This is a genomic window from Azoarcus sp. Soil_N_20 (genome assembly GCF_057656155.1).
Window position 1 is genome coordinate 320,942 of sequence record NZ_JBDGKX010000005.1, and the last position, 18,939, is coordinate 339,880.

Below are 18,939 nucleotides of genomic sequence, written 5' to 3' on the forward strand. Positions count from 1 at the left end.
GGTTCGCGAACGTTGTGCCGGGTTTGCGGTCCGAAAACGGCATCCACTCACCCAACAGAGAGAGCCCATGTCGCCGTCCCGCGCCTTTCTGCCGCACGCCGCGCCCGGCTTTCGCTTTCGCTGCCTCGCCGCGTGGCTCGTGGTCGCGGTCGCCTTCGGCGCTTCGGCGCGCGCCGAAGACCCCTCCCAGTGGCAGGGTGCGGCCTTCGAAGGCGATCGGAGCGCACTGGAACAACTTGCTGCAGCCGGCGCCCAGGTGATCCGCGTCTATCGCGAATCCGACGCCTGGGTCCTCGACGACGCCCAGCGGCTGGGGCTCAAGGTGGTGATGGGGCTGTGGGTCGCCCATCCGCGCCACGGTGTCCGGCTGGACGACGCCGCCGCGCGCAAGGACCAGGACGCCGCCATCCGCGGTTTCGTCACCCGCTACCGCAAACATCCCGCCGTACTTGCCTGGGGCGTGGGCAACGAGGTCGAGACCGGCGAGGCCGATCCGCTGCCCGCCTGGCGTGAGGTCGAGCGCGTGGCGGCGATGGTCAAGACGCTCGACCCCACCCGCCCGACTATGATGGTGGTGGCCGATACCAGCCTCGACCGTTTGCGTCTGCTCGCCGACTGCTGCGCCCATGTCGACCTGCTCGGCATCAACCTCTACGCCGGCGCGGTGTTCGACCTGGCACAGCGCCTGCGCAGCGCCGGCATCACCAAACCGGTGGTCATCTCCGAACTCGGTGCACTCGGCCAGTGGCAGGCCGGCCGCAAGCCGTGGGGGGCGCCGGTCGAGCTCACCAGCCGGGAGAAGGCCGCCTTCTACCGCGCCGCACTCGCCGCGCTGCGCGCCGAGCCGCAAGTGCGCGGGGTATTTCCTTTCCTGTGGGGCGCCAAGCAGGAACAGACCGAAACCTGGCACGGCCTGCTGCTTGCCGACGGCAGCCTCACTGAAATGAGCGACGCTCTCGCCGACGCGTGGGGCAACCCGCCGGCGCAGCGCGCACCGACCATCCTCGGCATCGGCATCGCGGCCGATGTGTTCGCTCCCGGCGAAGTGGTATCGGCCGGGGTCGACGCCCGCAGCGCCGACATGGCCCCCCTGCGGACCGAATGGAAGGTGCTCGCCGAAGCCACCGATCTGCGTCTCGGCGGCGACAACGAGGCCGCACCACGACGCGTCGAGGTGCCGCTGCTGGCTACCGACGCCGGACATGTCCGGTTCCACGCACCGAAACAGCCCGGCGCCTATCGCCTGTTCATCACCGTGCGCGACGGCAGGGGCAAGGCAGCCACCGCCAATCTTCCCTTTCTGGTGCAGGCGCGCTGACGCTCAACCGGGCCGCAAGCGGGCAGGCGCGGTGGCGGCGGATACTTGCACGCGCGCCGGCTTTGACTATGCTGAATTGATGTCGTAATCAGCAACCGCCACGGGCCGTCGGCTGTCATTGGTGCCCGGGGCGCTGCGCACAGGAACAATCACCGGAGGCGGCATGCTGCGTCCTGCTGTAGGTCTTGCAGTGCTGCTGGCCGGTGGCCTGCCCTACCCCCTGCATGCCGAGCCGCCACGTGTCGTGACCAGGTTTTCCGAGCACCTGGTGCCGACGCTCAAGGTCAGTGGCTCGTACGTCGTTGCGGTCATGAACGGTCCGCGTCCCACCCGCACCGACCCACATCGATTGACCGTGTGGATTCCTCCGGATGCGGGCGCACGGCTGTGCGTGTCAGTTCGCTCCATTGACGGTCGTTACGAGGCGCCGGCGGTCTTCGATGTGTCGGCGACCGCACCGGGCGCCTATGCGCTCGAGTTCGGCGCCGACCCGGGCGGCCCTTTTGCGTCCTACGCACCGGGCGAGCTGGCGATTGCCGCTGCGGTCGGCAGCGTTTGTCCGCCCACGCGCAAGAGTGTTCATGTGCCAATGGACTGGGGCACGCAGCCGCGACAGGACACGCTGACCGTGCTCGTCAATGGTGACGGCATGGACGCGGTTGCACTCCTGCCGCTGCGGCAGGAGAAAGGACGGCCGGTGGCGTTTCCGTGCAAGAAGGTCGATGCACAGAAACCCGGGCGGGTATTCAGCCTAGCCTGCGTGATCAACAACGCCTCGCGCTACGACTTTGCGCAGGGCTGGCTCGAGCTGTATCGCTTCGGTGACCTGGTTGCGCGCGATCCGCTGCACACTGCTGTGCCCGGATCGCCGTGATGAGCTGGATGACTCATCTCGGCCGCGTATTGCGTTACCGGCTTGCGGGTGCGGCAGCGCAGCTCAAGGGCAGCGTACGCCAGCGCTGGATCGCAGTTGCCATGGCGGCGCTGGTGGTCGTGGTGGTGGGGACAGTTGCGCTACTGCATTCGATCGGTAGTCCGAGCATCTTTGCGCTCAGCGCGGAAGCAGAGAGTGTCGAGGGCGTCCTGGCGATTGACCCCGCCCTGCAGGGCTCGCACCTCGTATGGCAGCTCGATGACGCCATGGTGTGCCATGCGCCGCGAATCACCGCGCGCGAGGATCGCAGTCCGGCGCTGCAGTCCACCTGCGCGCAATTCACCGGTACGCTCGATCTCCGAGCCGCGCTCGAGTTCGTTGCCGAACGGGTGGCACAGGGCCCGTTGCGGATCACGCTCCGCCAGCCCGATCCGGGAGCTGAGGCACAAGCCGTTCCGCAACTGCCGATCCAGGCCACCAGCAGGGATGGCCCAGAACTCGATGACCTCGAGTTGGCCCTCCCGCTCAACATTGTCGTGTACAACGCCGCTGCGCTGGCCGCAAGTGGGCGCTCGCCGTCGCTGCCGATCGCCGCATCGCGCCTGGTCGTCGGCCGCGAAATCGATCCGGCGGCCAAGCGTTCGCAGCCCATCCTGCGTAGCGGCACCGTGTCAATTCACGCGCCCTTGCTGTTCAGCGAGCGGGTGTTTCTTGCGCGCCGGATCGAGCTCTCGACCGGACACGAAGTCAGCATCGATTTCAGCACTGACATGGCCGCCGCAGAACGCGTGTACCGCGGCCTGCTGCGCATTGACGAACGCGCCGGCATCCAGACCGTGGTCGAGGCCAAAGGCTCGGCGGTCCTGATTCGCAGCCGGCTCACCAAGGCCCGCCGCGAGGACGTTAGCATTCTTGAACGCATCCTCAACGACCCGTTTCTGGGCGCTACCTCGGGTATCGTTGGCCTGCTCGCAGCACTATTTGCGTCACCGCTGCTGACCCAGCATCCACGGCGCCAGGAGGACGGATCATGAAACGCCTTGTGTTCGCAGCCTTGGGCGCACTGATTGTCCCGCTGACCGGTGCCCTGGCGGGGCCGGTCACTGTCAGTACCGACAGCGAGCGCGGGCGGGGCATTGCCGCTATGCGTGGAGATGAATGCATGGTGGTGACCCCCTACCACGTCGTGGGCGAGGTTTCGCCGCTGGCCGAGATTGATATCGCCGGCCCCAGGGCGGCGCTGGGCAAGGCCCAGCTGGTGGGCCCGGTCGGCGGGCCGAAGGATGACATTGCCTTACTGCGCGTGGTCAGCAATGGCGCTGCGGTGTGTGCGCAAAGCGACGACCCCTTGCTCAAGGCGCTGACGGAGCCGACGTTGGTGGCCAGGGCCGACTCCGGCGGCCTGGCCATGGAACCGGTCACCATCCGTTCGGTCGAGCCGCGCACGCTGACCTTCAGCGCCGCCGCCGAGAGCCTGCGCAAGATGTCGAGCGGCGCGGCCATTGTCCAGGGCGGGCGGATTACCGCCATGCTGGTGGAGACCTCGACCGGGGACGAGGGCCTCGGGGTGGCGCGCAACATCGAATACATCAGCGGCTTCGTCGGTGCGTGGATACGCGGTGCGTCGACCGACGTGGCCAAGGTCGGCAATGCGCTGGCGATCCTGGAGCGCGCAGTCAAGGCGCGCCCGACCACCGACATCGGCCAGGTGGCCGCGGTCGAGCAACTGGTCGCGGACGGCTCTGCGCTCGGCGGCATGGATCTGCAGGGACTGTCATTCGATGCGGCGGCCCTGAGCAGGGCCAACTTTCAGGAGGCAAGGCTGGACGGCGCGTCCCTGGTAGGCGCATCCCTGATCGACGCAAAACTCACCGCAGCGCACTTCAGCTTCGGCATATTGCGCAACGTGCAGGCGAAAGGCGCAACCGCCACCCAGGCGCGGTTCTATTTCACCGAGGCCGACGGCGCCAACTTTGAACTGCTTGCCGGCGACCAGAGCAACTGGACCGGCGCCCAGTTGCGCACGGCGAACTTTCGCGGGGCCTCGCTCAAGGGCGCGAGCTTTCTGCTCGCCGATCTGAGCGCGGCCGATTTCACCGGCGCCGACCTCGAGGGTGCGCTGTTCATCGGTGCGGTGCTCGATAACGCCAAGTTTGATCGTGCCCGCATCGTCAACACCGATTTCAGCGGCGCAACCGCAAGCAAGGACCCATTGACCGCGCAACAGAAGGCCGCCATCTGCGGTACGGTGGCAAGCTGGGTGAGGGTCAAACTGGTCAGTGTGGTGCCGAGTACGCAATACAAATCGGGCGAGGACTATTGGAATTTGCTCGAAGTCCAGATTCCGCTGCGTAACGGCTTGAGTGAGCTTGAGCCCTGCGCGGTGCGCACGCTCAAGCCTGCCGGCAAGGATGTGATCTACGGCGGTGTCGTTGATGAGGAGGTGACGGGAAGTCTGGATTTTTTCTATCCGGCCGAGTTGCTCGATAAAGGCGGGCGGGGGCGCAAGTTTGTCGACCGGATCGAGCGCCAACGGGGGCTGATGGATGGTCGCCACAACCGAATCCCGTATGTCACCGCGCGTGGCGAGCAGCATCGCAAGTTGCTCGAAGGAATGCGGCGAAATGTGTCCAGGGTCAAGCCGGTGGGGGAGGTCTTTCTCGATTCAGACACCTTGCAGCTCTATGCATTGAAGTATGACGCACGCGCCAATGACTACGACAACGAGGGCTGGCTTGTCGCGCATGCGAGTCATCGATTGGACCGGGAGAGCAGCGTCGTTCAGGATGATGGCACGCAGACAAGGTGGGCGCATCTGTATCCGCCGGGCACCCGGCCGGCGATGATCAATACAGACTCTGCCCGGCTTTTCCTTGAGTGGACACGAGGTCGGGCGCGCGCGTTGCCGGAGCGGGCCGTGGTGGTCGGGCGCAACTACCCACTCGACGGCGAAGCCCGCGGCCAGGCCGGGCGCATCGATGTGGTCGATCCGGTTTCTGCGCGGGTGCTGACCGCCAGCCTCGGCCCGCATCGACTGAACTGGTCGGCCAAGGATAGCGCTGGTGCAGGCGATGAAACCTTTGTGGTAGTGGGGCATGAGATTGCCAGTCGCCATGTGATCATCATTGAGACGGAACACCCGCTCGACAGCTACCAGGTGCTGATTCCGCACGCTGACCTCAAGGAACTCGAGCGCGGCGTCACCCGCACCGAAACCGAACTCGTCCTCAGTTACCTCGGCACCAAGGCCGTGGGTGAGCAAGCGGTCGTCCGTGTGCGCGCTCATCCGCAGCGCGTGCGCATCGTCACTTCCGCGGGCACGGTGAAGACCTACGCATTCGCAGCGCAAAACTCGCCGCGCTGAGCCGATTGCGAGCGGATCGGCGGCGAGATTGAACGCAAGTCTTGCGTCCGGGGTCGGACACGCATCTGGTCGGCTCGTGGGTCGGCTCCGGCCACTGCGCGCGCGTCGCGCCTACACGCCAGTTAACTGCAGTAGCGCTCGAGTTCGCCATGTCCATTCTGCCCCAGTACAGTGTCGGCGAGGAACTCGCCAACGGCATCACCCACGGGGTCGGCATCGTGCTCGCGATTGTCGGACTGGCGGTGCTTACCGCGTTTGCGGCGCGCAATGGCGATGTCTGGCACGTGGTGGCGTGCAGTATCTTCGGGGCCACGCTGATCCTGGCCTACGCCGCCTCCACGCTGTACCACAGCGTCAGCGCTGCGCGCCTCAAGCCGATGCTGCGGGCGCTCGACCACTCGTCGATCTTTCTGCTCATCGCCGGTACCTACACCCCCTTCATGCTGGTGAACCTGCGCGGTCCGTGGGGCTGGTCGCTGTTGGCGGTGATCTGGGGCCTGGCGCTGCTGGGCATTGTTGGGAGGCTGCTGCTCAAGGGGAGACTGCACGGCCTGGTGGTCGGCCTCTATATCGCCATGGGATGGGCGGTGGTGGTGGCGGTGCAGCCCATGCTGCAGCGGGTCGAGCCCGGCGGGCTGGTGCTGCTGGCCGCTGGCGGGGTGGCCTACACCGCCGGGGTGCCGTTCTACAAGTGGCGGCGCCTGCCCTACAACCATGCGGTCTGGCATGGTTTCGTGCTGCTGGGCAGTGCGCTGCACTTCTTTGCCGTCCTGTTCTACGTGGTGCCCTGAGCCGGCGGTTTACCCCCCGCTGGCATGCGATCGCCACGTGGCCATGCGCGGGGCCAGGTGCGATCGCTGCCTACTGGAACGCCACCTCGGCAAAACTTCTCAGCTTGCGGCTGTGCAGCCGGTCCACACCCTGCTCGCGCAGGCGTTCGATGGCACGGATGCCGATGCGCAGGTGCTGGTCCACGCGTTCGCGGTAGAAGTGGTTGGCCATGCCGGGGAGTTTGATCTCGCCGTGCAGCGGCTTGTCGCTGACACACAGCAGGGTGCCGTAGGGCACCCGGAAGCGGAAGCCGTTGGCGGCGATGGTGGCCGATTCCATGTCGAGCGCGATCGCGCGGCTCTGACTGAAACGGCGCTCGGGTGTGCTCGCCACGCCGTGCGAGGACAGCAGCTCCCAGTTGCGGTTGTCGGTACTGGCGACGGTGCCGGTGCGCATCAGGCGTTTCAGGTCGTAGCCCTTGAGGCGGGTGATGTCGGCCACCGCGGCCTCGATGGCGACCTGCACTTCGGCCAGGGGCGGGATCGGTACCCACAGCGGCAGATCCTCGTCGAGTACGTGGTCCTCGCGCACATAGCCGTGGGCGAGCACGTAGTCGCCCAGTTCCTGCGTGTTGCGCAGTCCGGCGCAGTGGCCGAGCATGATCCAGGCATGGGGGCGCAGCACCGCGATATGGTCGGTGATGGTCTTGGCGTTGGCCGGGCCGACGCCGATGTTCACCATCGTGATGCCGGCACGGTCGCCCCGCATCAGGTGGTAGGCGGGCATCTGCGGCAGGCGCGGCGGGGCGCAGCCGAGTTCGTCTCCTGGCAGCGGTGGCTGGTCCGGCAGGCGGCTGATCACATTGCCCGGCTCGACGAAGGCCACATAGCCATGGGCATCGGTCTGCTCTTCCATCAGCGAGTGGCCGAGCCGGATGAACTCGTCGATGTAGAACTGGTAGTTGGTGAACAGCACGAAGTTCTGGAAGTGCTCGGGCGCGGTGCCGGTGTAGTGGCGGAGGCGGTGCAGCGAGTAGTCCACCCGCGGCGCGGTAAACAGCGCCAGCGGATGCGGCTCGCCCGGGTGCGGCTCATGGGTGCCGTTGGCGATGCCGTCGTCCATCGCGCCGAGGTCGGGCAGGTCGAATACGTCGCGCAGGCGTTGGCGTTGCGCGGTGTCGAGCTGGCCCTCGATATGGTCGTGCTCGGTGACCGAGAAATGCACCGGAATCGGTTGCCGGCTGCTGCCGATTTCCAGCGCGACGCCATGGTTCTCGAGCAGCAGGCGGAACTGCTCGGGGTAGTACTCGGCGAACAGGTCGGGCCGTGTCAGCGTGGTTTCGTAGATCCCCGGACCGCTGACGAAACCGTAAGAGAGCCGTGAATCGGCGCGCGCCACGGTATCGGTGCGCACCCGGACGAAGGGGTAGCACGCACGCACGTGGCGGCCCACGGCGTCACCGGTGACGAAGCGTTGCAGCGCAGTGCGCAGGTGGCTCACGCCGGCATCGTAGATCTCGCACACGCGCGCCATTGCCGCATCGGCGTCGTCGAAGCGGGCGGGGGCGAAGTAGGGGGCGTCGCTGGGGATGTCGGGGGGCATGGCGGCCTCCATGTGGTTGCTGTTGGCTCATGCCGAGGGTAACGCAGTTCGGCGTCGTTATGCTGAGCGGGCGAGCCTTGCCGCTTTCGGGGGGGCGGCGTAAGGTGTTTTCCATGCGTCTTCGCCAGGGAGCCCGACATGCGCGCGATGGTCCTCGATGCCCCGCATTCCCCGCTTCGGCTGGTGGAGTTGCCGGTTCCACAGCCGGGGCCCGGCCAGCTCCTGCTGCGGGTGGAGGCCTGCGGCGTATGCCGGACCGACCTTCACCTGGTCGACGGCGAACTACCGACGCCGAAACTGCCGGTCGTGCCGGGGCACGAAATCGTCGGCCGGGTGGCGGCGCTGGGCGACGGGGTCGACGGCTTCGCCTTGGGCCAGCGGGTCGGGGTACCGTGGCTGGGGTGGACCTGCGGCGAGTGTCGTTATTGCCTGTCCGGCCAGGAAAACCTGTGCGACGCGGCGCGCTTCACCGGCTACACGCTCGACGGCGGCTACGCCGAATACACCGTGGCCGACCGGCGCTACTGCTTCGCCCTGCCCGAGGCGGTGCCGGCGTCCGAGCTTGCGCCGCTGCTGTGCGCCGGGCTGATCGGCTACCGCGCGCTGGCGATGGCCGGTGCGGCGCAGCGCGTCGGCATCTACGGTTTCGGCGCAGCCGCCCACATCCTGTGCCAGGTGCTCAGGCACCAGCAGCGCCCCTTCTATGCCTTTACCCGGCGCGGCGACGGCGACAGCCAGGCCTTTGCCCGCACGCTGGGGGCCGAATGGGCCGGCGCCGGCGACGAGGACGGGCCCGAGCCGCTCGATGCCGCGCTGATCTTCGCGCCGGCCGGCGAGCTTGTCCCCGCCGCGCTGCGCCAGGTGCGAAAAGGGGGCACGGTGGTGTGCGCCGGCATCCACATGAGCCCGATTCCGGCCTTTTCCTACGATCTCCTGTGGGGCGAACGGGTGCTGCGTTCGGTGGCCAACCTTACCCGCGAGGACGGTCTGCGCTTCCTGCGCATCGTCGCCGACACGCCGATCCGGACCCATGTCCGCTCCTTTCCGCTGGAGCAGGGCAACGAGGCGCTCGCCGCCTTGCGCAGCGGTGCGGTCCAGGGCGCGGTGGTCCTCGTGCCGGGCTGGGTCGACGCCGGCCGCGAGGGGCGGGCCGGCGTATTGGCGGTTCCTTGACCTGGCGCATATCGATCCTCGCCGCACCTGTCTATGGTGAAGACGAAATCACAGTCCGGCGTCATGCCGGGGGTTGAAGCATCTGCCATGCTGCGTCGCATCGTGTTCATCATCCTGCTCGCTTGTGTCCCGTCCGCGCTTGCCGGGCCGTGGCGGGCGGCAGAACACAACGTCTACGGCTGGCAGCTGATGAGCGCGGACGAGCGCATCGAACACCAGCGCCGCCTGCGCGGCTTCGACTCCTACCTGGCCTGCCGCGCCTACCTCGTCATGCACCATGCCGAGATGGAGGCGCGGGCACGACGTGCCGGGGTCGTGCTGACGCCGCGTGCGCAATCCGCCTGCGACCAGTTACGCAAAAGGGGACGGCTGCAATGAGCGCCCCGAGCCCTGCCGCGCTGGCGGCCCGATTGTCGGCACCGGCGCTGCTGCTGCTGTCGGCGCTGGTCGGGGTGGCGTGGGCGCTTCCCGCCGGGCTCACGCCGTGGCGCAGCATATCGATCGTCTGCGCCTGGGCGGGCACCGGACTGCTGGTCGGATGCCTCGTGCTGATGATCCGCGATCCGCGCCTCGCCGCCCTGTTCGGCGGGTTGGACGCGCAGTACCGCTGGCACCACCGCGGCGGTACGGTGGCCTACGCGCTGTTGCTGTTCCATCCGCTCGCGCTGGCGATGGACGAGTGGTCGTCGTCGCCGGCACTGGCCTGGCAGGTACTGGCACCATGGCAGCAGAGCTGGCCGCTATGGCTCGGCTGGCTCGGACTGCTGCTGCTGATGGTCGGACTGGCGGCCACGTTCAGCCTCCGCCTGCCCTATCGGCGCTGGCGCGCCCTCCACTACCTGCCCGGCGCGGGGGTGGTGTTCGGTCTGCTGCATGTGTGGGCCCTGCTCGGCGAGCCCGGCCCGCTGTGGGCCTTCCTCGCGCTGACCGGGGTCGCGCTCGGGTGGCGCCTGCTCGGCGTCGATCTCGGCATCGCCGCCCACCCATACCGCGTGCGCAGCGTGACGCCGCGCGCGGCACGCATGATCGAAGCGGTGCTCGAACCCTGTGGCGCGCGGATGGCGCCCGAACCCGGCCAGTTCGTGTTCGCCGCGTTCGGCGACGGGGCGCAGTTCCACGGCTGCGGCGAGTTCCACCCATTTACCGTCAGCGGGGTTGCAGCCGATGGCAGCCTGGCGGTCGGGATCAAGGCGCTCGGACCGTGTTCGCAGCACATCCAGGCCCTCGAGGCCGGTGTGCTGGTGCGACTCGAAGGTCCGTTCGGCGCCTTCCTCGCCGACCGCGATGGCGCACCCCAGCTGTGGATCGCCGGCGGGATCGGCATCACGCCGTTTCTGGCGGCGCTCAGAGGCGGGCCCCTCGCCCGGCCGACGACGCTGATCTACCTCTATCGCAGCGGGCAGGACGCGGCCTACCTCGACGAACTCCATGTGCTCGCCGCGGCCGACCCGCTGCTCGACCTGATGACCGCGGCCGTCCCCGGTGCGCCCGATGTCGACGCCCTGCTCGCCCGCGTGCCGCAGCTAGCCACGCGGGTTGCCCAGCTATGCGGTCCGGCACCGTTGATCGACAGCATGCGGGCGGCGCTGCTTCGCCATGGCGTGGCCTCCGCCGCCATCCACTTCGAACGCTTCGATTTCCGCTGATGCGCGCCCTCTTTCTGTCCTCGACCGTGGTTTTCTGGCTGGTGGCCGGCGGCTTCTGGGCTGCCCGGGTGATCCTGCCCGCGCCGTCCGCCGAGGGGGTCGCGGCCGACACCGCGTGGACCGCCGCCGACGTGGCCGGCCATCGGAGCGCAGCGGACTGCTGGATGATCATTGACGGGCAGGTCTACGATTTCAGCGCCTACCTGCCCGAGCATCCGGCCAACCCGGCCGTGTTCCTGCCGTGGTGCGGCAAGGACGCGAGCGAGGCCTACCGTACCAAGACCAAGGGGCGGCCGCATTCGTCGTATGCCGACAGCTTGCTGCCGAACTACCATATCGGCACGCTCGAGTAGCGCCGGCCACGGCGGCGGTGGTGCGGGCGCTCGCGTGCAGGCGCGATCGCGCAGCGAAGCTTCGATCGTTCGATCTAGAATGGCGCGCAACAGCGCCGCCAGGCGCCCACCCGCAGGCGCCCCCGGGAAGTCGAAGATGGAATTGAAGTGGCTGGAAGATTTCCTGAGCCTCGTCGAAAGCGGCAGCTTTTCGCGCTCGGCCGAACAGCGTCATGTCACCCAGCCGGCCTTTTCGCGCCGGATCCGGGCGCTCGAGGCCTGGCTCGGCGTCGCCCTGATCGATCGCAGCACTTATCCCACCCGTCTCACCGAGGCCGGCGAAACCTTCAAGGGCCCGGCCGCGGACCTCGTGAACCGGCTCCATGCGGCACGCGCCCAGGCCCGCGGTCACCAGGCGGCCGCGGGCGATGCGCTGGTGTTCGCGGTGCCGCACACCCTCGCCTTCGCCTTCTTCCCGGGCTGGCTCGGGCGGCTCAAGGCAAATTTCGGCGAGGTGCCGACCCGCCTGATGGCGGGCAATGTGCACGATGTGGTGATGACCCTGGTCGAAGGCGGTTGCGATCTGCTGCTGTGCTACCACCATCCCTCCCATCCGGTGTGGCTCGACCCCGCGCGCTTCGACGGCCTGAGCCTGGGGGTGGAGCAGGTTCGCCCGTTCGTGCCGCGGTCGGTGGCGCATGCCCCGAACTGGCAGCTCCCGGGCTCGGCGGAGGCGCCGATTCCCTTCCTGCGCTACGGTCCGAACACCTATTTGCGACGCATGGTCGACACCATTCTCGATCGCGCGAGCACCCCGGCACACCTCGCCCTGCACTACGAGTCGGACATGGCCGAAAGCCTCAAGGCCATGCTGCTTGCCGGCCATGGCCTGGCCTTCCTGCCGGCGAGCGCGGCGAGCCGCGAACTCAAGCGTGGCGAACTGGTCGCCGCGGGCGGGCCGGAATGGTGTCTCGAGATGGAGGTGCGGCTCTATCGCGACCGCGCCAATGCCAAGCCCGAACTGGACCGGCTGTGGCACCATCTGGCCTCCGCCGAGACCCCGTCCGCCCCTTCTCATTGACCTCGCGATGCGCACTATCGAACCCCTGTCGCCGGAGGACCTCCGCGCCGGACGCAATCGCGCGCTGCGTCTCGTGATCGGCTTGCTGACGCTGGTGCTGGTCGCGGTGCCGACCTACCGGTGGAGCGAGTATCGGGGTGAGCAGGCCGCACGGGAGGACGCCAACCACCGGCTGGAACTGTTCTCGGCGGCGGTCGACGGCGTGGTCAAGCGTCTGGAGCACATCCCGTCCACGGTCGAGCTGAACCCGGACGTCGCCGCCCTGCTGCGTACGCCGGACCTGCCGGGGGCGGCCGACAAGGTCAATCGCTATCTGCAGGAACTCAACCGTCAGGTCGGTGCCATCGCGGTTTATGTTCTCGACGATCGGGGCATCACCCTGGCCGCCAGCAACTGGAATCAGCCCGACAGCTACGTCGGCGAGGACCTGTCCTTCCGCACCTATTTCCGCTGGGGGGTGGGGGGCCTGACCGGTCGCCACTTCGCGGTCGGCACCACGGTCGGCGAGCCCGGCTACTATGTCTCGCGCCCGGTGCGTGACGGCAATAGGGTGATCGGCGTGACCGTGATCAAGATCAGCCTCGCCGGCCTCGACGAGGCCTGGGCTTCGCTCGCCGTGCCCGCCCTCATCGCCGACCACAACGGCGTGGTCATCATGAGCCCGGTGCGTGAATGGCTGTACACCGCGCTCGAGCCGCTCGGCCCCGAGGCCTTGCTCGATGCGCGCGCCAGCCGTCTCTACCACGACCAGGTGATTCGTCCGTTTCCGGTCCCGATTGCGCGCCATACCGGTGACTTCGACACCATCGTCGAGCTCGCCCGGCCCCCCCGCCTGCCGGGCGCCGCCCGCGCTCGCGGCGCCGCCACCTACATGGTGGTGGGCCGTCCGCTGGTGCATACCGGCTGGTGGTTGATGCTGTTCCTGGATCTCAAGGCGGTCCGCAGCCAGGCCCTCAGCCACGCCGCGCTCGCCGCCACCGCCAGCGGCCTGATGATCATGCTGATGGTGTTCGTCGCCCAGCGCCGGCGCATCGTCCGCAACAAGCTGGAGGCGCAGGCGCTGCTGGAACAGGCGAATGTGGCCCTCGAAGCCACGGTGGCGGCCCGCACCAGTGACCTGTCCACGACCAACGCGCGCCTGCGCGAGGAAATTTCGGAACGCAAGAACGCCGAGCGCACTCTGCGCGCCGCCCAGGACGAACTGGTGCAGGCGGCCAAGCTCGCGGTGCTTGGCCAGCTCGCCACCGGCATCACCCATGAACTGGCCCAGCCCCTGGGCGCGATCCGCACCCTGTCCGGCAACGCCGCCGAGTTCCTGCGCCGCGGCAGCATGGATACCACCGAGAAGAACCTTGCCATCATCAGCCGGCTGGCCGACCAGATGGGCGCCATCATCTCGCCGCTCAAGACCTTCGCGCGCAAGTCGCCGGCGGTACCGGCGCGGGTGGACGTGGCCCACGCGGTCGGCAATGCCCTGCTGCTGCTCGATCAGAAACTGCAGCGCAACGGCATCACCGTGCGCAATCGGGTGGCGCCCGACACGGTGATCGCGTGGTGCGACCAGATCCGCCTCGAACAGGTGCTGGTGAACCTGATCGGCAACGCGGCCGACGCCATGGCCGGGCAGGCCCAGCGCAGCCTGGAGGTCACCGCCAGTGCCCCGTCCGACGGACCGGTGGAGCTGTGCGTGACCGACACCGGCCCCGGTCTGCCGCCTGACGTGCAGGCACGTCTGTTCGAACCCTTCTTCACCACCAAGCCCGCGGGTGAAGGCCTCGGCCTCGGGCTGGCGATCTCGCGCGACATCGTGCGCGAGTTCGGCGGCGAACTGGCCGCGAGCAGCGCCCCCGGCGGCGGCGCCTGCTTCCGCATCACGTTGCCCGCAAGGCAACCGGAGATCTCACCATGAACACCCTGTACGTACTGCTGGTGGAGGATGACCCCAACATGCGTCTCGGCTGCGAACAGGCCTTCGAGCTGGCCGGCATTCCGGCCACCGCGCTCGGCGCCGCCGAGGCCGCCTACCGACACATCGAACGCACGCCGCCGGCAGTGATCGTGACCGACATGCGTCTGTCCGGCGCCGACGGCCTGCAGCTGCTGCGCTGGGTCCGCGAGCGCGACCCCAACCTGCCGGTGATCATCATCACCGGCCACGGCGACGTCACCCTGGCGGTGGAGGCGATGCGCAGCGGCGCCTATGACTTCATCACCAAGCCGTTCGCGTCCGAACATCTGGTCGAGGTCGTGCGCCGTGCGCTGGAGAAGCGCAGCCTGACCCTGGAGGTGGCCGCGCTGCGTCGCCGCCTGGAGCGTCGCGAGGGCGCCGAGGCCACGCTGATCGGGCGTTCGCCGCAGATGGAGCGGGTCCGGCAACTGGTCGCCGACGTCGCCGGCAAGGCGGTGGACGTGCTGATCCACGGCGAAACCGGCACCGGCAAGGAACTCGTCGCCCGCTGCCTGCACGACCTCGGGCCGCGCGCCAAGGGCCACTTCGTGGCGCTGAACTGCGGCGGTCTGCCCGACAATCTGCTCGACAGCGAGCTCTTCGGCCACGAGGCCGGCGCCTTCACCGGCGCCACCCGGCGCCGCATCGGCAAGATCGAACATGCCAGCGGCGGCAGCCTGTTCCTCGACGAGGTCGAGAGCATGCCGATGGCGGTGCAGATCAAGCTGTTGCGGGTGCTGCAGGAGCGCGTCATCGAGCGTCTCGGCGGCAACCAGCTGGTGCCGGTCGACACCCGCGTCGTCGCCGCGACCAAGGACGATCTCAAGCAGCGCGCCGACGCCCAGCAGTTTCGTGCCGACCTCTACTACCGCCTCAACGTGGTGACCATCGACCTGCCGGCGCTGCGCGAGCGGCGCGAGGACATCCCGCTGCTGCTCGAGAACTTCATGCTGCAGGCGGCGCGGCGCCACGAGCTGCCGATGCCGGAGATCTCCGCCGAACGCCTGCGCCGGCTGATGGCGCACGACTGGCCGGGCAATGTGCGCGAGCTGCGCAACGTCGCCGACTGCCTCGTGCTCGGCATCCATCGCGACCTGCTCGACAGCGATGGCGGCGATACCGGTCCGTCGCTGGCCGAAGCGGTGGAAGCCTTCGAGCGCAGCCTGATCGGCGAGGAATTGCGCCGCCAGCACGGCAATCTCACCCGCGCCGCGGAGCGCCTGCGCGTGGCCAAGACCACGCTGCACGACAAGGTGCGCAAATACGGTCTGGGCGAGACCGGCTGAGCGCGGGCGTCGCCGGTCGTCAACGGTTGTCCACTGCCTGCGTGCGAGCGCAGACCACCGCGGCCGCCCGCGTCCGGGGCGACAGGCGTCGGTGACGCGCCGATCGGCGTTCGGAAATCCGGACGCGTTTTCGTCCCGACATTCGGTTTTCCGAACGCGAGACCCGTTTCGGCGTCGATATTACGTTTGTTTACAATTGCTTGAGTTTCGTCTCCAGGTGGCACGGCGCGTGCAATGAATAAGCCACGGCACTGCCGCCCAGCTATTCATCCACGAGGAGACGTCTCAATGAAAGCCATCCGTACCCTGATCGCCACCGCGATCGCCGCCAGCATGCTGTCGCCCGCCTTCGCCGCCGCCGATACGCTGGAGAAGATCAAGGCCAGCGGCACCATCGTCGTTGGTCACCGCGAATCCTCGGTGCCGTTCTCCTACCTCGATGCGGACCAGAAGCCGGTCGGCTACATGATGGACCTGTGCGCCAAGGTGGTGGATGCGATCAAGAGCGAACTCAAGCTGTCCGCGCTGGAGGTCAGGTATCAGCCGGTCACGTCGCAGAACCGCATCCCGCTGATGCAGAACGGCACCATCGATATCGAATGCGGCTCCACCACCAACAGCGTGGCCCGCCAGCAGCAGGTCTCGTTCAGCGTGACCCCCTTCATCACCAGCGTGCGCATGGCGGTGCGCAAGGATTCCGGGGTCACCGACATCGGTGGTCTCGACGGCAAACCGGTGGTGACCACCACCGGTACCACCTCGGACGCGCTGATCAAGCAGAACGAGAAGGGCCAGGCGATCAACGTGAAGAACCTGTACGGCAAGGATCACGCCGATTCCTTCCTGATGGTGGCAAGCAGTCGCGCCACCGCGTTCGTGATGGATGACATCCTGCTCGCCGGCCTGATCGCCAGTTCGAAGAACCCGGCCGATTTCGCCATCGTCGGCCCCTCGTTGCGCGACGAACCGTATGGCGTGATGCTGCGCAAGGACGATCCGGCGTTCAAGGCCGTGGTGGACAAGACCCTCAGCGCGCTGATGCAGAGCGGCGAGGTCGACAAGCTCTATGCAAAGTGGTTCATGAGCCCGATCCCGCCGCGCAACGTGAACCTCAATTTCCCGATGAGCGCAGCGCTCAAGGCCACCCTCGCCACGCCCAACGACAAGGGCGTCGAATAAGCCTCCCTGCGGGTGCGTCCCTCTCCGGCCGTCCGACGGCCGCGCACCCGCGTTGATGCCCGCAGCGCCGGGATCTGCAGCACCGGGCTGCGGTGCATCCTTTTTTGCACACATTGCTGATTCGTGCCGCGCGCGAGCGTCGGTCACGGACGGGGAGGCACGATGAACTACCACTGGAACTGGCAGTTCTTTTTTCACGAGACCGACGACGGTCTGCGCTATGTCGACTGGATCCTGAGTGGCATGGCGTGGACCACGATCGTCTCGCTCGGGGCGCTGGCGCTGGCGATGGCGCTCGGTTCGGCGCTCGGCGTCATGCGCACCACACCCTCCCGCGCGCTGGTCGCGCTGGGCGATGCGTATGTGGACCTGTTCCGCAACATTCCGCTGATCGTCCAGCTCTTCCTGTGGTTCTTCGTCGTCCCCGAGTTGCTGCCCGACGCGCTGGGCATCTGGGTCAAGCAGGATCTGCCGAGCTATGTCACCGCCATCATCGGCCTGGGCCTGTTCACCGCGGCGCGCATCGCCGAACAGGTCAAGTCGGGGATCAATTCGCTGTCCGGTGGCCAGCGCAACGCCGGCCTCGCGCTCGGCTTCACCGAGTGGCAGACCTACCGTTATGTGCGCCTGCCGATGGCCTACCGCATCGTGCTGCCGACGCTGACCTCGGAGTCGATGAACATCTTCAAGAACTCCTCGGTGACTTACGCCGTGGGCATGCTCGAGCTCTACTTCCAGTACAAGCAGATCATCGAGAAGACCTCCCAGGTGCTGGAGATCACCATCGTGGTCACGCTGGTGTATTTCCTCCTCGCCTTTGCCATGAACCGCATCCTCGGCGTGGTCGAGAAGCGCACCAGGGTGCCCGGCCTGATCGCCGGCGGACAGGGAGGACACTGACATGGGCGATTTCGATTTCTCGGTCATCACCGAAAACTGGGGCTTCCTCGTTCAGGGGCTGCGCTACACGGTGCAGGTCACGCTGGTGGCGATGGTCGCCGGCATCGTGCTCGGTACCGTGCTGGCGCTGATGCGGCTGTCGTCGAACAAGGTCCTGCAGCTGGTGGCCGGCGCCTATGTGAACTTCTTCCGCAGCATTCCGCTGGTGCAGGTCATCCTCGCCTTCTACCTGATCCTGCCGCTGGTGCTGCAGATGCTCACCGGCCGCATGATCCCGGTCGGCGCGGAGAACTCGGCCTACTTTACCTTTGCCGTGTTCGAGGCCGCCTACTATTCGGAGATCATGCGCTCGGGCATCCAGTCGGTGGCGCGCGGGCAGGTCGGCGCCGGTTATGCACTGGGCTTCACCTATTCGCAAACCATGCGCTACGTGGTGTTGCCGCAGGCGTTCCGCAACATGCTGCCGGTGCTGCTGACCCAGACCATCGTGCTGTTCCAGGACGTGTCGCTGGTGTATGCGATCGGCGCCACCGACTTCTTCGGTGCGGCCGACAAGATCACCCAGCGCGACCTGCGCCCGGTGGAGATGTACACCACCGTCGCCGTCGTCTATTTCGTCATCTGCTTTGCGTTGTCGCGCCTGGTCAGGCGCCTGCAGACACGCATCGCGATCATTCGCTGACTTCAGGGAGATCCGGTCATGATCGAGATCAACAATGTTTCCAAGTGGTACGGGCAGTTCCAGGTGCTGACCGAATGCAGCACCCGGGTCGACAAGGGCGAGGTGGTGGTGGTGTGCGGGCCCTCGGGCTCGGGCAAGTCCACGCTGATCAAGTGCGTGAACGCGCTCGAGCCCTTTCAGCAAGGCGACATCGTCGTCGACGCCATCTCGGTCGGCGATCCGAAGACGCGCCTGCCCAAACTGCGCGCCCGCGTCGGCATGGTGTTCCAGCACTTCGAGCTGTTCCCGCACATGAGCATCACCGACAACCTGTCGATCGCCCAGGTCAAGGTGCTTGGGCGCCGCAAGGACGAATCGGTCGAGCGCGGTTTGAAGATGCTCGATCGGGTCGGTCTCAAGGCCCACGCGCACAAGTTCCCGGGGCAGCTCTCCGGCGGTCAGCAGCAGCGCGTCGCGATCGCGCGCGCGCTGTCGATGGATCCGATCTGCATGCTGTTCGACGAGCCGACCTCGGCGCTCGACCCGGAGATGATCAACGAGGTGCTCGACGTCATGGTCGAGCTCGCGCAGGAAGGCATGACCATGATGTGCGTCACCCACGAGATGGGCTTCGCACGCAAGGTCGCCAACCGGGTGATCTTCATGGATGCCGGACGTATCGTCGAGGACGATGCCAAGGACGCCTTCTTCGGCAATCCGCGCTCGGAGCGGGCGCAGCAGTTCCTCGCCAAGATCCTCAACCACTGAGCACGGGCGTGCCAGGCTGGCGTGTCCGGCGCGACA

General features: G+C 67.4%; 17 protein-coding genes. 16 read left to right on the plus strand and 1 reads right to left on the minus strand.

Translation table 11 applies throughout. The annotated features are described in order from the left end of the window. Positions 1 to 67: 67 nt before the first annotated feature. The 5 genes from AC3A35_RS12810 to trhA all read left to right on the plus strand — a co-directional run bounded on the left by AC3A35_RS12810 (position 68) and on the right by trhA (position 6,347). Positions 68 to 1,318 (plus strand): glycoside hydrolase family 2 TIM barrel-domain containing protein, encoded by a 1,251-nt coding sequence (locus tag AC3A35_RS12810; protein ID WP_487436491.1) that lies wholly within the window; start codon positions 68 to 70, stop codon positions 1,316 to 1,318. A gap of 163 nt (positions 1,319 to 1,481) precedes the next feature. Continuing rightward, entirely contained in the window at positions 1,482 to 2,192 is a 711-nt protein-coding gene (locus AC3A35_RS12815) for a hypothetical protein (RefSeq protein WP_487436492.1), read from the plus strand. Next, positions 2,192 to 3,226 carry a hypothetical protein gene (locus AC3A35_RS12820; RefSeq protein ID WP_487436493.1) on the plus strand — a complete coding sequence of 345 codons (1,035 nt, stop codon included), beginning with the start codon at positions 2,192 to 2,194 and terminating at the stop codon, positions 3,224 to 3,226. Before AC3A35_RS12815 ends, AC3A35_RS12820 begins: the two co-directional genes overlap by 1 nt. After that, positions 3,223 to 5,556 (plus strand): pentapeptide repeat-containing protein, encoded by a 2,334-nt coding sequence (locus AC3A35_RS12825; protein WP_487436494.1) that lies wholly within the window; start codon positions 3,223 to 3,225, stop codon positions 5,554 to 5,556. The genes AC3A35_RS12820 and AC3A35_RS12825 overlap by 4 nt, the downstream gene beginning before the upstream one ends. A gap of 149 nt (positions 5,557 to 5,705) precedes the next feature. Then, positions 5,706 to 6,347 carry a PAQR family membrane homeostasis protein TrhA gene (gene trhA, locus AC3A35_RS12830; protein WP_487436495.1) on the plus strand — a complete coding sequence of 214 codons (642 nt, stop codon included), beginning with the start codon at positions 5,706 to 5,708 and terminating at the stop codon, positions 6,345 to 6,347. Between the two features lie 70 nt (positions 6,348 to 6,417). On the opposite strand, the gene AC3A35_RS12835 is transcribed toward trhA, so the two are convergent. Then, positions 6,418 to 7,929 carry an AMP nucleosidase gene (locus AC3A35_RS12835; RefSeq protein WP_487436496.1) on the minus strand — a complete coding sequence of 504 codons (1,512 nt, stop codon included), beginning with the start codon at positions 7,927 to 7,929 and terminating at the stop codon, positions 6,418 to 6,420. A 138-nt stretch (positions 7,930 to 8,067) separates the two neighbouring features. Here AC3A35_RS12835 and AC3A35_RS12840 point away from each other — a divergent pair, with 138 nt between their 5' ends. From AC3A35_RS12840 to AC3A35_RS12890, 11 genes are all read left to right on the plus strand, one after another. Then, complete coding sequence (locus AC3A35_RS12840) at positions 8,068 to 9,102, plus strand: zinc-dependent alcohol dehydrogenase family protein (protein ID WP_487436497.1); 1,035 nt, start codon at positions 8,068 to 8,070, stop codon at positions 9,100 to 9,102. Between the two features lie 87 nt (positions 9,103 to 9,189). Next, on the plus strand, positions 9,190 to 9,480 hold the full coding sequence (locus AC3A35_RS12845) for a hypothetical protein (protein ID WP_487436498.1): 291 nt from the start codon (positions 9,190 to 9,192) through the stop codon (positions 9,478 to 9,480). Further along, the gene (locus AC3A35_RS12850; RefSeq protein WP_487436499.1) at positions 9,477 to 10,748 is read left to right on the plus strand and encodes a ferredoxin reductase family protein; all 1,272 of its coding nucleotides are present in this window, start codon (positions 9,477 to 9,479) and stop codon (positions 10,746 to 10,748) included. The genes AC3A35_RS12845 and AC3A35_RS12850 overlap by 4 nt, the downstream gene beginning before the upstream one ends. Next, positions 10,748 to 11,101, plus strand: coding sequence for a cytochrome b5 domain-containing protein (locus AC3A35_RS12855; RefSeq protein WP_487436500.1), 354 nt, complete (start codon positions 10,748 to 10,750; stop codon positions 11,099 to 11,101). The genes AC3A35_RS12850 and AC3A35_RS12855 overlap by 1 nt, the downstream gene beginning before the upstream one ends. Before the next feature lie 136 nt (positions 11,102 to 11,237). Further along, positions 11,238 to 12,161 carry a LysR family transcriptional regulator gene (locus tag AC3A35_RS12860; RefSeq protein WP_487436501.1) on the plus strand — a complete coding sequence of 308 codons (924 nt, stop codon included), beginning with the start codon at positions 11,238 to 11,240 and terminating at the stop codon, positions 12,159 to 12,161. Positions 12,162 to 12,168: 7 nt separating this feature from the next. Then, positions 12,169 to 14,070 carry a sensor histidine kinase gene (locus AC3A35_RS12865; protein WP_487436502.1) on the plus strand — a complete coding sequence of 634 codons (1,902 nt, stop codon included), beginning with the start codon at positions 12,169 to 12,171 and terminating at the stop codon, positions 14,068 to 14,070. Further along, the gene (locus AC3A35_RS12870; RefSeq protein WP_487436503.1) at positions 14,067 to 15,395 is read left to right on the plus strand and encodes a sigma-54-dependent transcriptional regulator; all 1,329 of its coding nucleotides are present in this window, start codon (positions 14,067 to 14,069) and stop codon (positions 15,393 to 15,395) included. The genes AC3A35_RS12865 and AC3A35_RS12870 overlap by 4 nt, the downstream gene beginning before the upstream one ends. 288 nt (positions 15,396 to 15,683) lie before the next feature. Further along, complete coding sequence (locus tag AC3A35_RS12875; RefSeq protein ID WP_487436504.1) at positions 15,684 to 16,574, plus strand: transporter substrate-binding domain-containing protein; 891 nt, start codon at positions 15,684 to 15,686, stop codon at positions 16,572 to 16,574. 162 nt (positions 16,575 to 16,736) lie between these two features. Further along, positions 16,737 to 17,474, plus strand: coding sequence for an amino acid ABC transporter permease (locus tag AC3A35_RS12880; RefSeq protein ID WP_487436505.1), 738 nt, complete (start codon positions 16,737 to 16,739; stop codon positions 17,472 to 17,474). 1 nt (position 17,475) lies between these two features. Next, positions 17,476 to 18,156, plus strand: coding sequence for an amino acid ABC transporter permease (locus AC3A35_RS12885; RefSeq protein ID WP_487436506.1), 681 nt, complete (start codon positions 17,476 to 17,478; stop codon positions 18,154 to 18,156). Between the two features lie 18 nt (positions 18,157 to 18,174). Beyond that, the gene (locus AC3A35_RS12890; RefSeq protein ID WP_487436507.1) at positions 18,175 to 18,903 is read left to right on the plus strand and encodes an amino acid ABC transporter ATP-binding protein; all 729 of its coding nucleotides are present in this window, start codon (positions 18,175 to 18,177) and stop codon (positions 18,901 to 18,903) included. The last annotated feature ends 36 nt before the right edge of the window (positions 18,904 to 18,939 follow it).

Bases quoted from the DNA above. Each gene is read 5' to 3' on its own strand.
- AC3A35_RS12810 (WP_487436491.1), top strand. From the start codon at position 68: ATGTCGCCGTCCCGCGCCTTTCTGCCGCACGCCGCGCCCGGCTTTCGC.
- AC3A35_RS12815 (WP_487436492.1), top strand. From the start codon at position 1,482: ATGCTGCGTCCTGCTGTAGGTCTTGCAGTGCTGCTGGCCGGTGGCCTG.
- AC3A35_RS12820 (WP_487436493.1), top strand. From the start codon at position 2,192: ATGAGCTGGATGACTCATCTCGGCCGCGTATTGCGTTACCGGCTTGCG.
- AC3A35_RS12825 (WP_487436494.1), top strand. From the start codon at position 3,223: ATGAAACGCCTTGTGTTCGCAGCCTTGGGCGCACTGATTGTCCCGCTG.
- trhA (WP_487436495.1), top strand. From the start codon at position 5,706: ATGTCCATTCTGCCCCAGTACAGTGTCGGCGAGGAACTCGCCAACGGC.
- AC3A35_RS12835 (WP_487436496.1), bottom strand. From the start codon at position 7,929: ATGCCCCCCGACATCCCCAGCGACGCCCCCTACTTCGCCCCCGCCCGC.
- AC3A35_RS12840 (WP_487436497.1), top strand. From the start codon at position 8,068: ATGCGCGCGATGGTCCTCGATGCCCCGCATTCCCCGCTTCGGCTGGTG.
- AC3A35_RS12845 (WP_487436498.1), top strand. From the start codon at position 9,190: ATGCTGCGTCGCATCGTGTTCATCATCCTGCTCGCTTGTGTCCCGTCC.
- AC3A35_RS12850 (WP_487436499.1), top strand. From the start codon at position 9,477: ATGAGCGCCCCGAGCCCTGCCGCGCTGGCGGCCCGATTGTCGGCACCG.
- AC3A35_RS12855 (WP_487436500.1), top strand. From the start codon at position 10,748: ATGCGCGCCCTCTTTCTGTCCTCGACCGTGGTTTTCTGGCTGGTGGCC.
- AC3A35_RS12860 (WP_487436501.1), top strand. From the start codon at position 11,238: ATGGAATTGAAGTGGCTGGAAGATTTCCTGAGCCTCGTCGAAAGCGGC.
- AC3A35_RS12865 (WP_487436502.1), top strand. From the start codon at position 12,169: ATGCGCACTATCGAACCCCTGTCGCCGGAGGACCTCCGCGCCGGACGC.
- AC3A35_RS12870 (WP_487436503.1), top strand. From the start codon at position 14,067: ATGAACACCCTGTACGTACTGCTGGTGGAGGATGACCCCAACATGCGT.
- AC3A35_RS12875 (WP_487436504.1), top strand. From the start codon at position 15,684: ATGAAAGCCATCCGTACCCTGATCGCCACCGCGATCGCCGCCAGCATG.
- AC3A35_RS12880 (WP_487436505.1), top strand. From the start codon at position 16,737: ATGAACTACCACTGGAACTGGCAGTTCTTTTTTCACGAGACCGACGAC.
- AC3A35_RS12885 (WP_487436506.1), top strand. From the start codon at position 17,476: ATGGGCGATTTCGATTTCTCGGTCATCACCGAAAACTGGGGCTTCCTC.
- AC3A35_RS12890 (WP_487436507.1), top strand. From the start codon at position 18,175: ATGATCGAGATCAACAATGTTTCCAAGTGGTACGGGCAGTTCCAGGTG.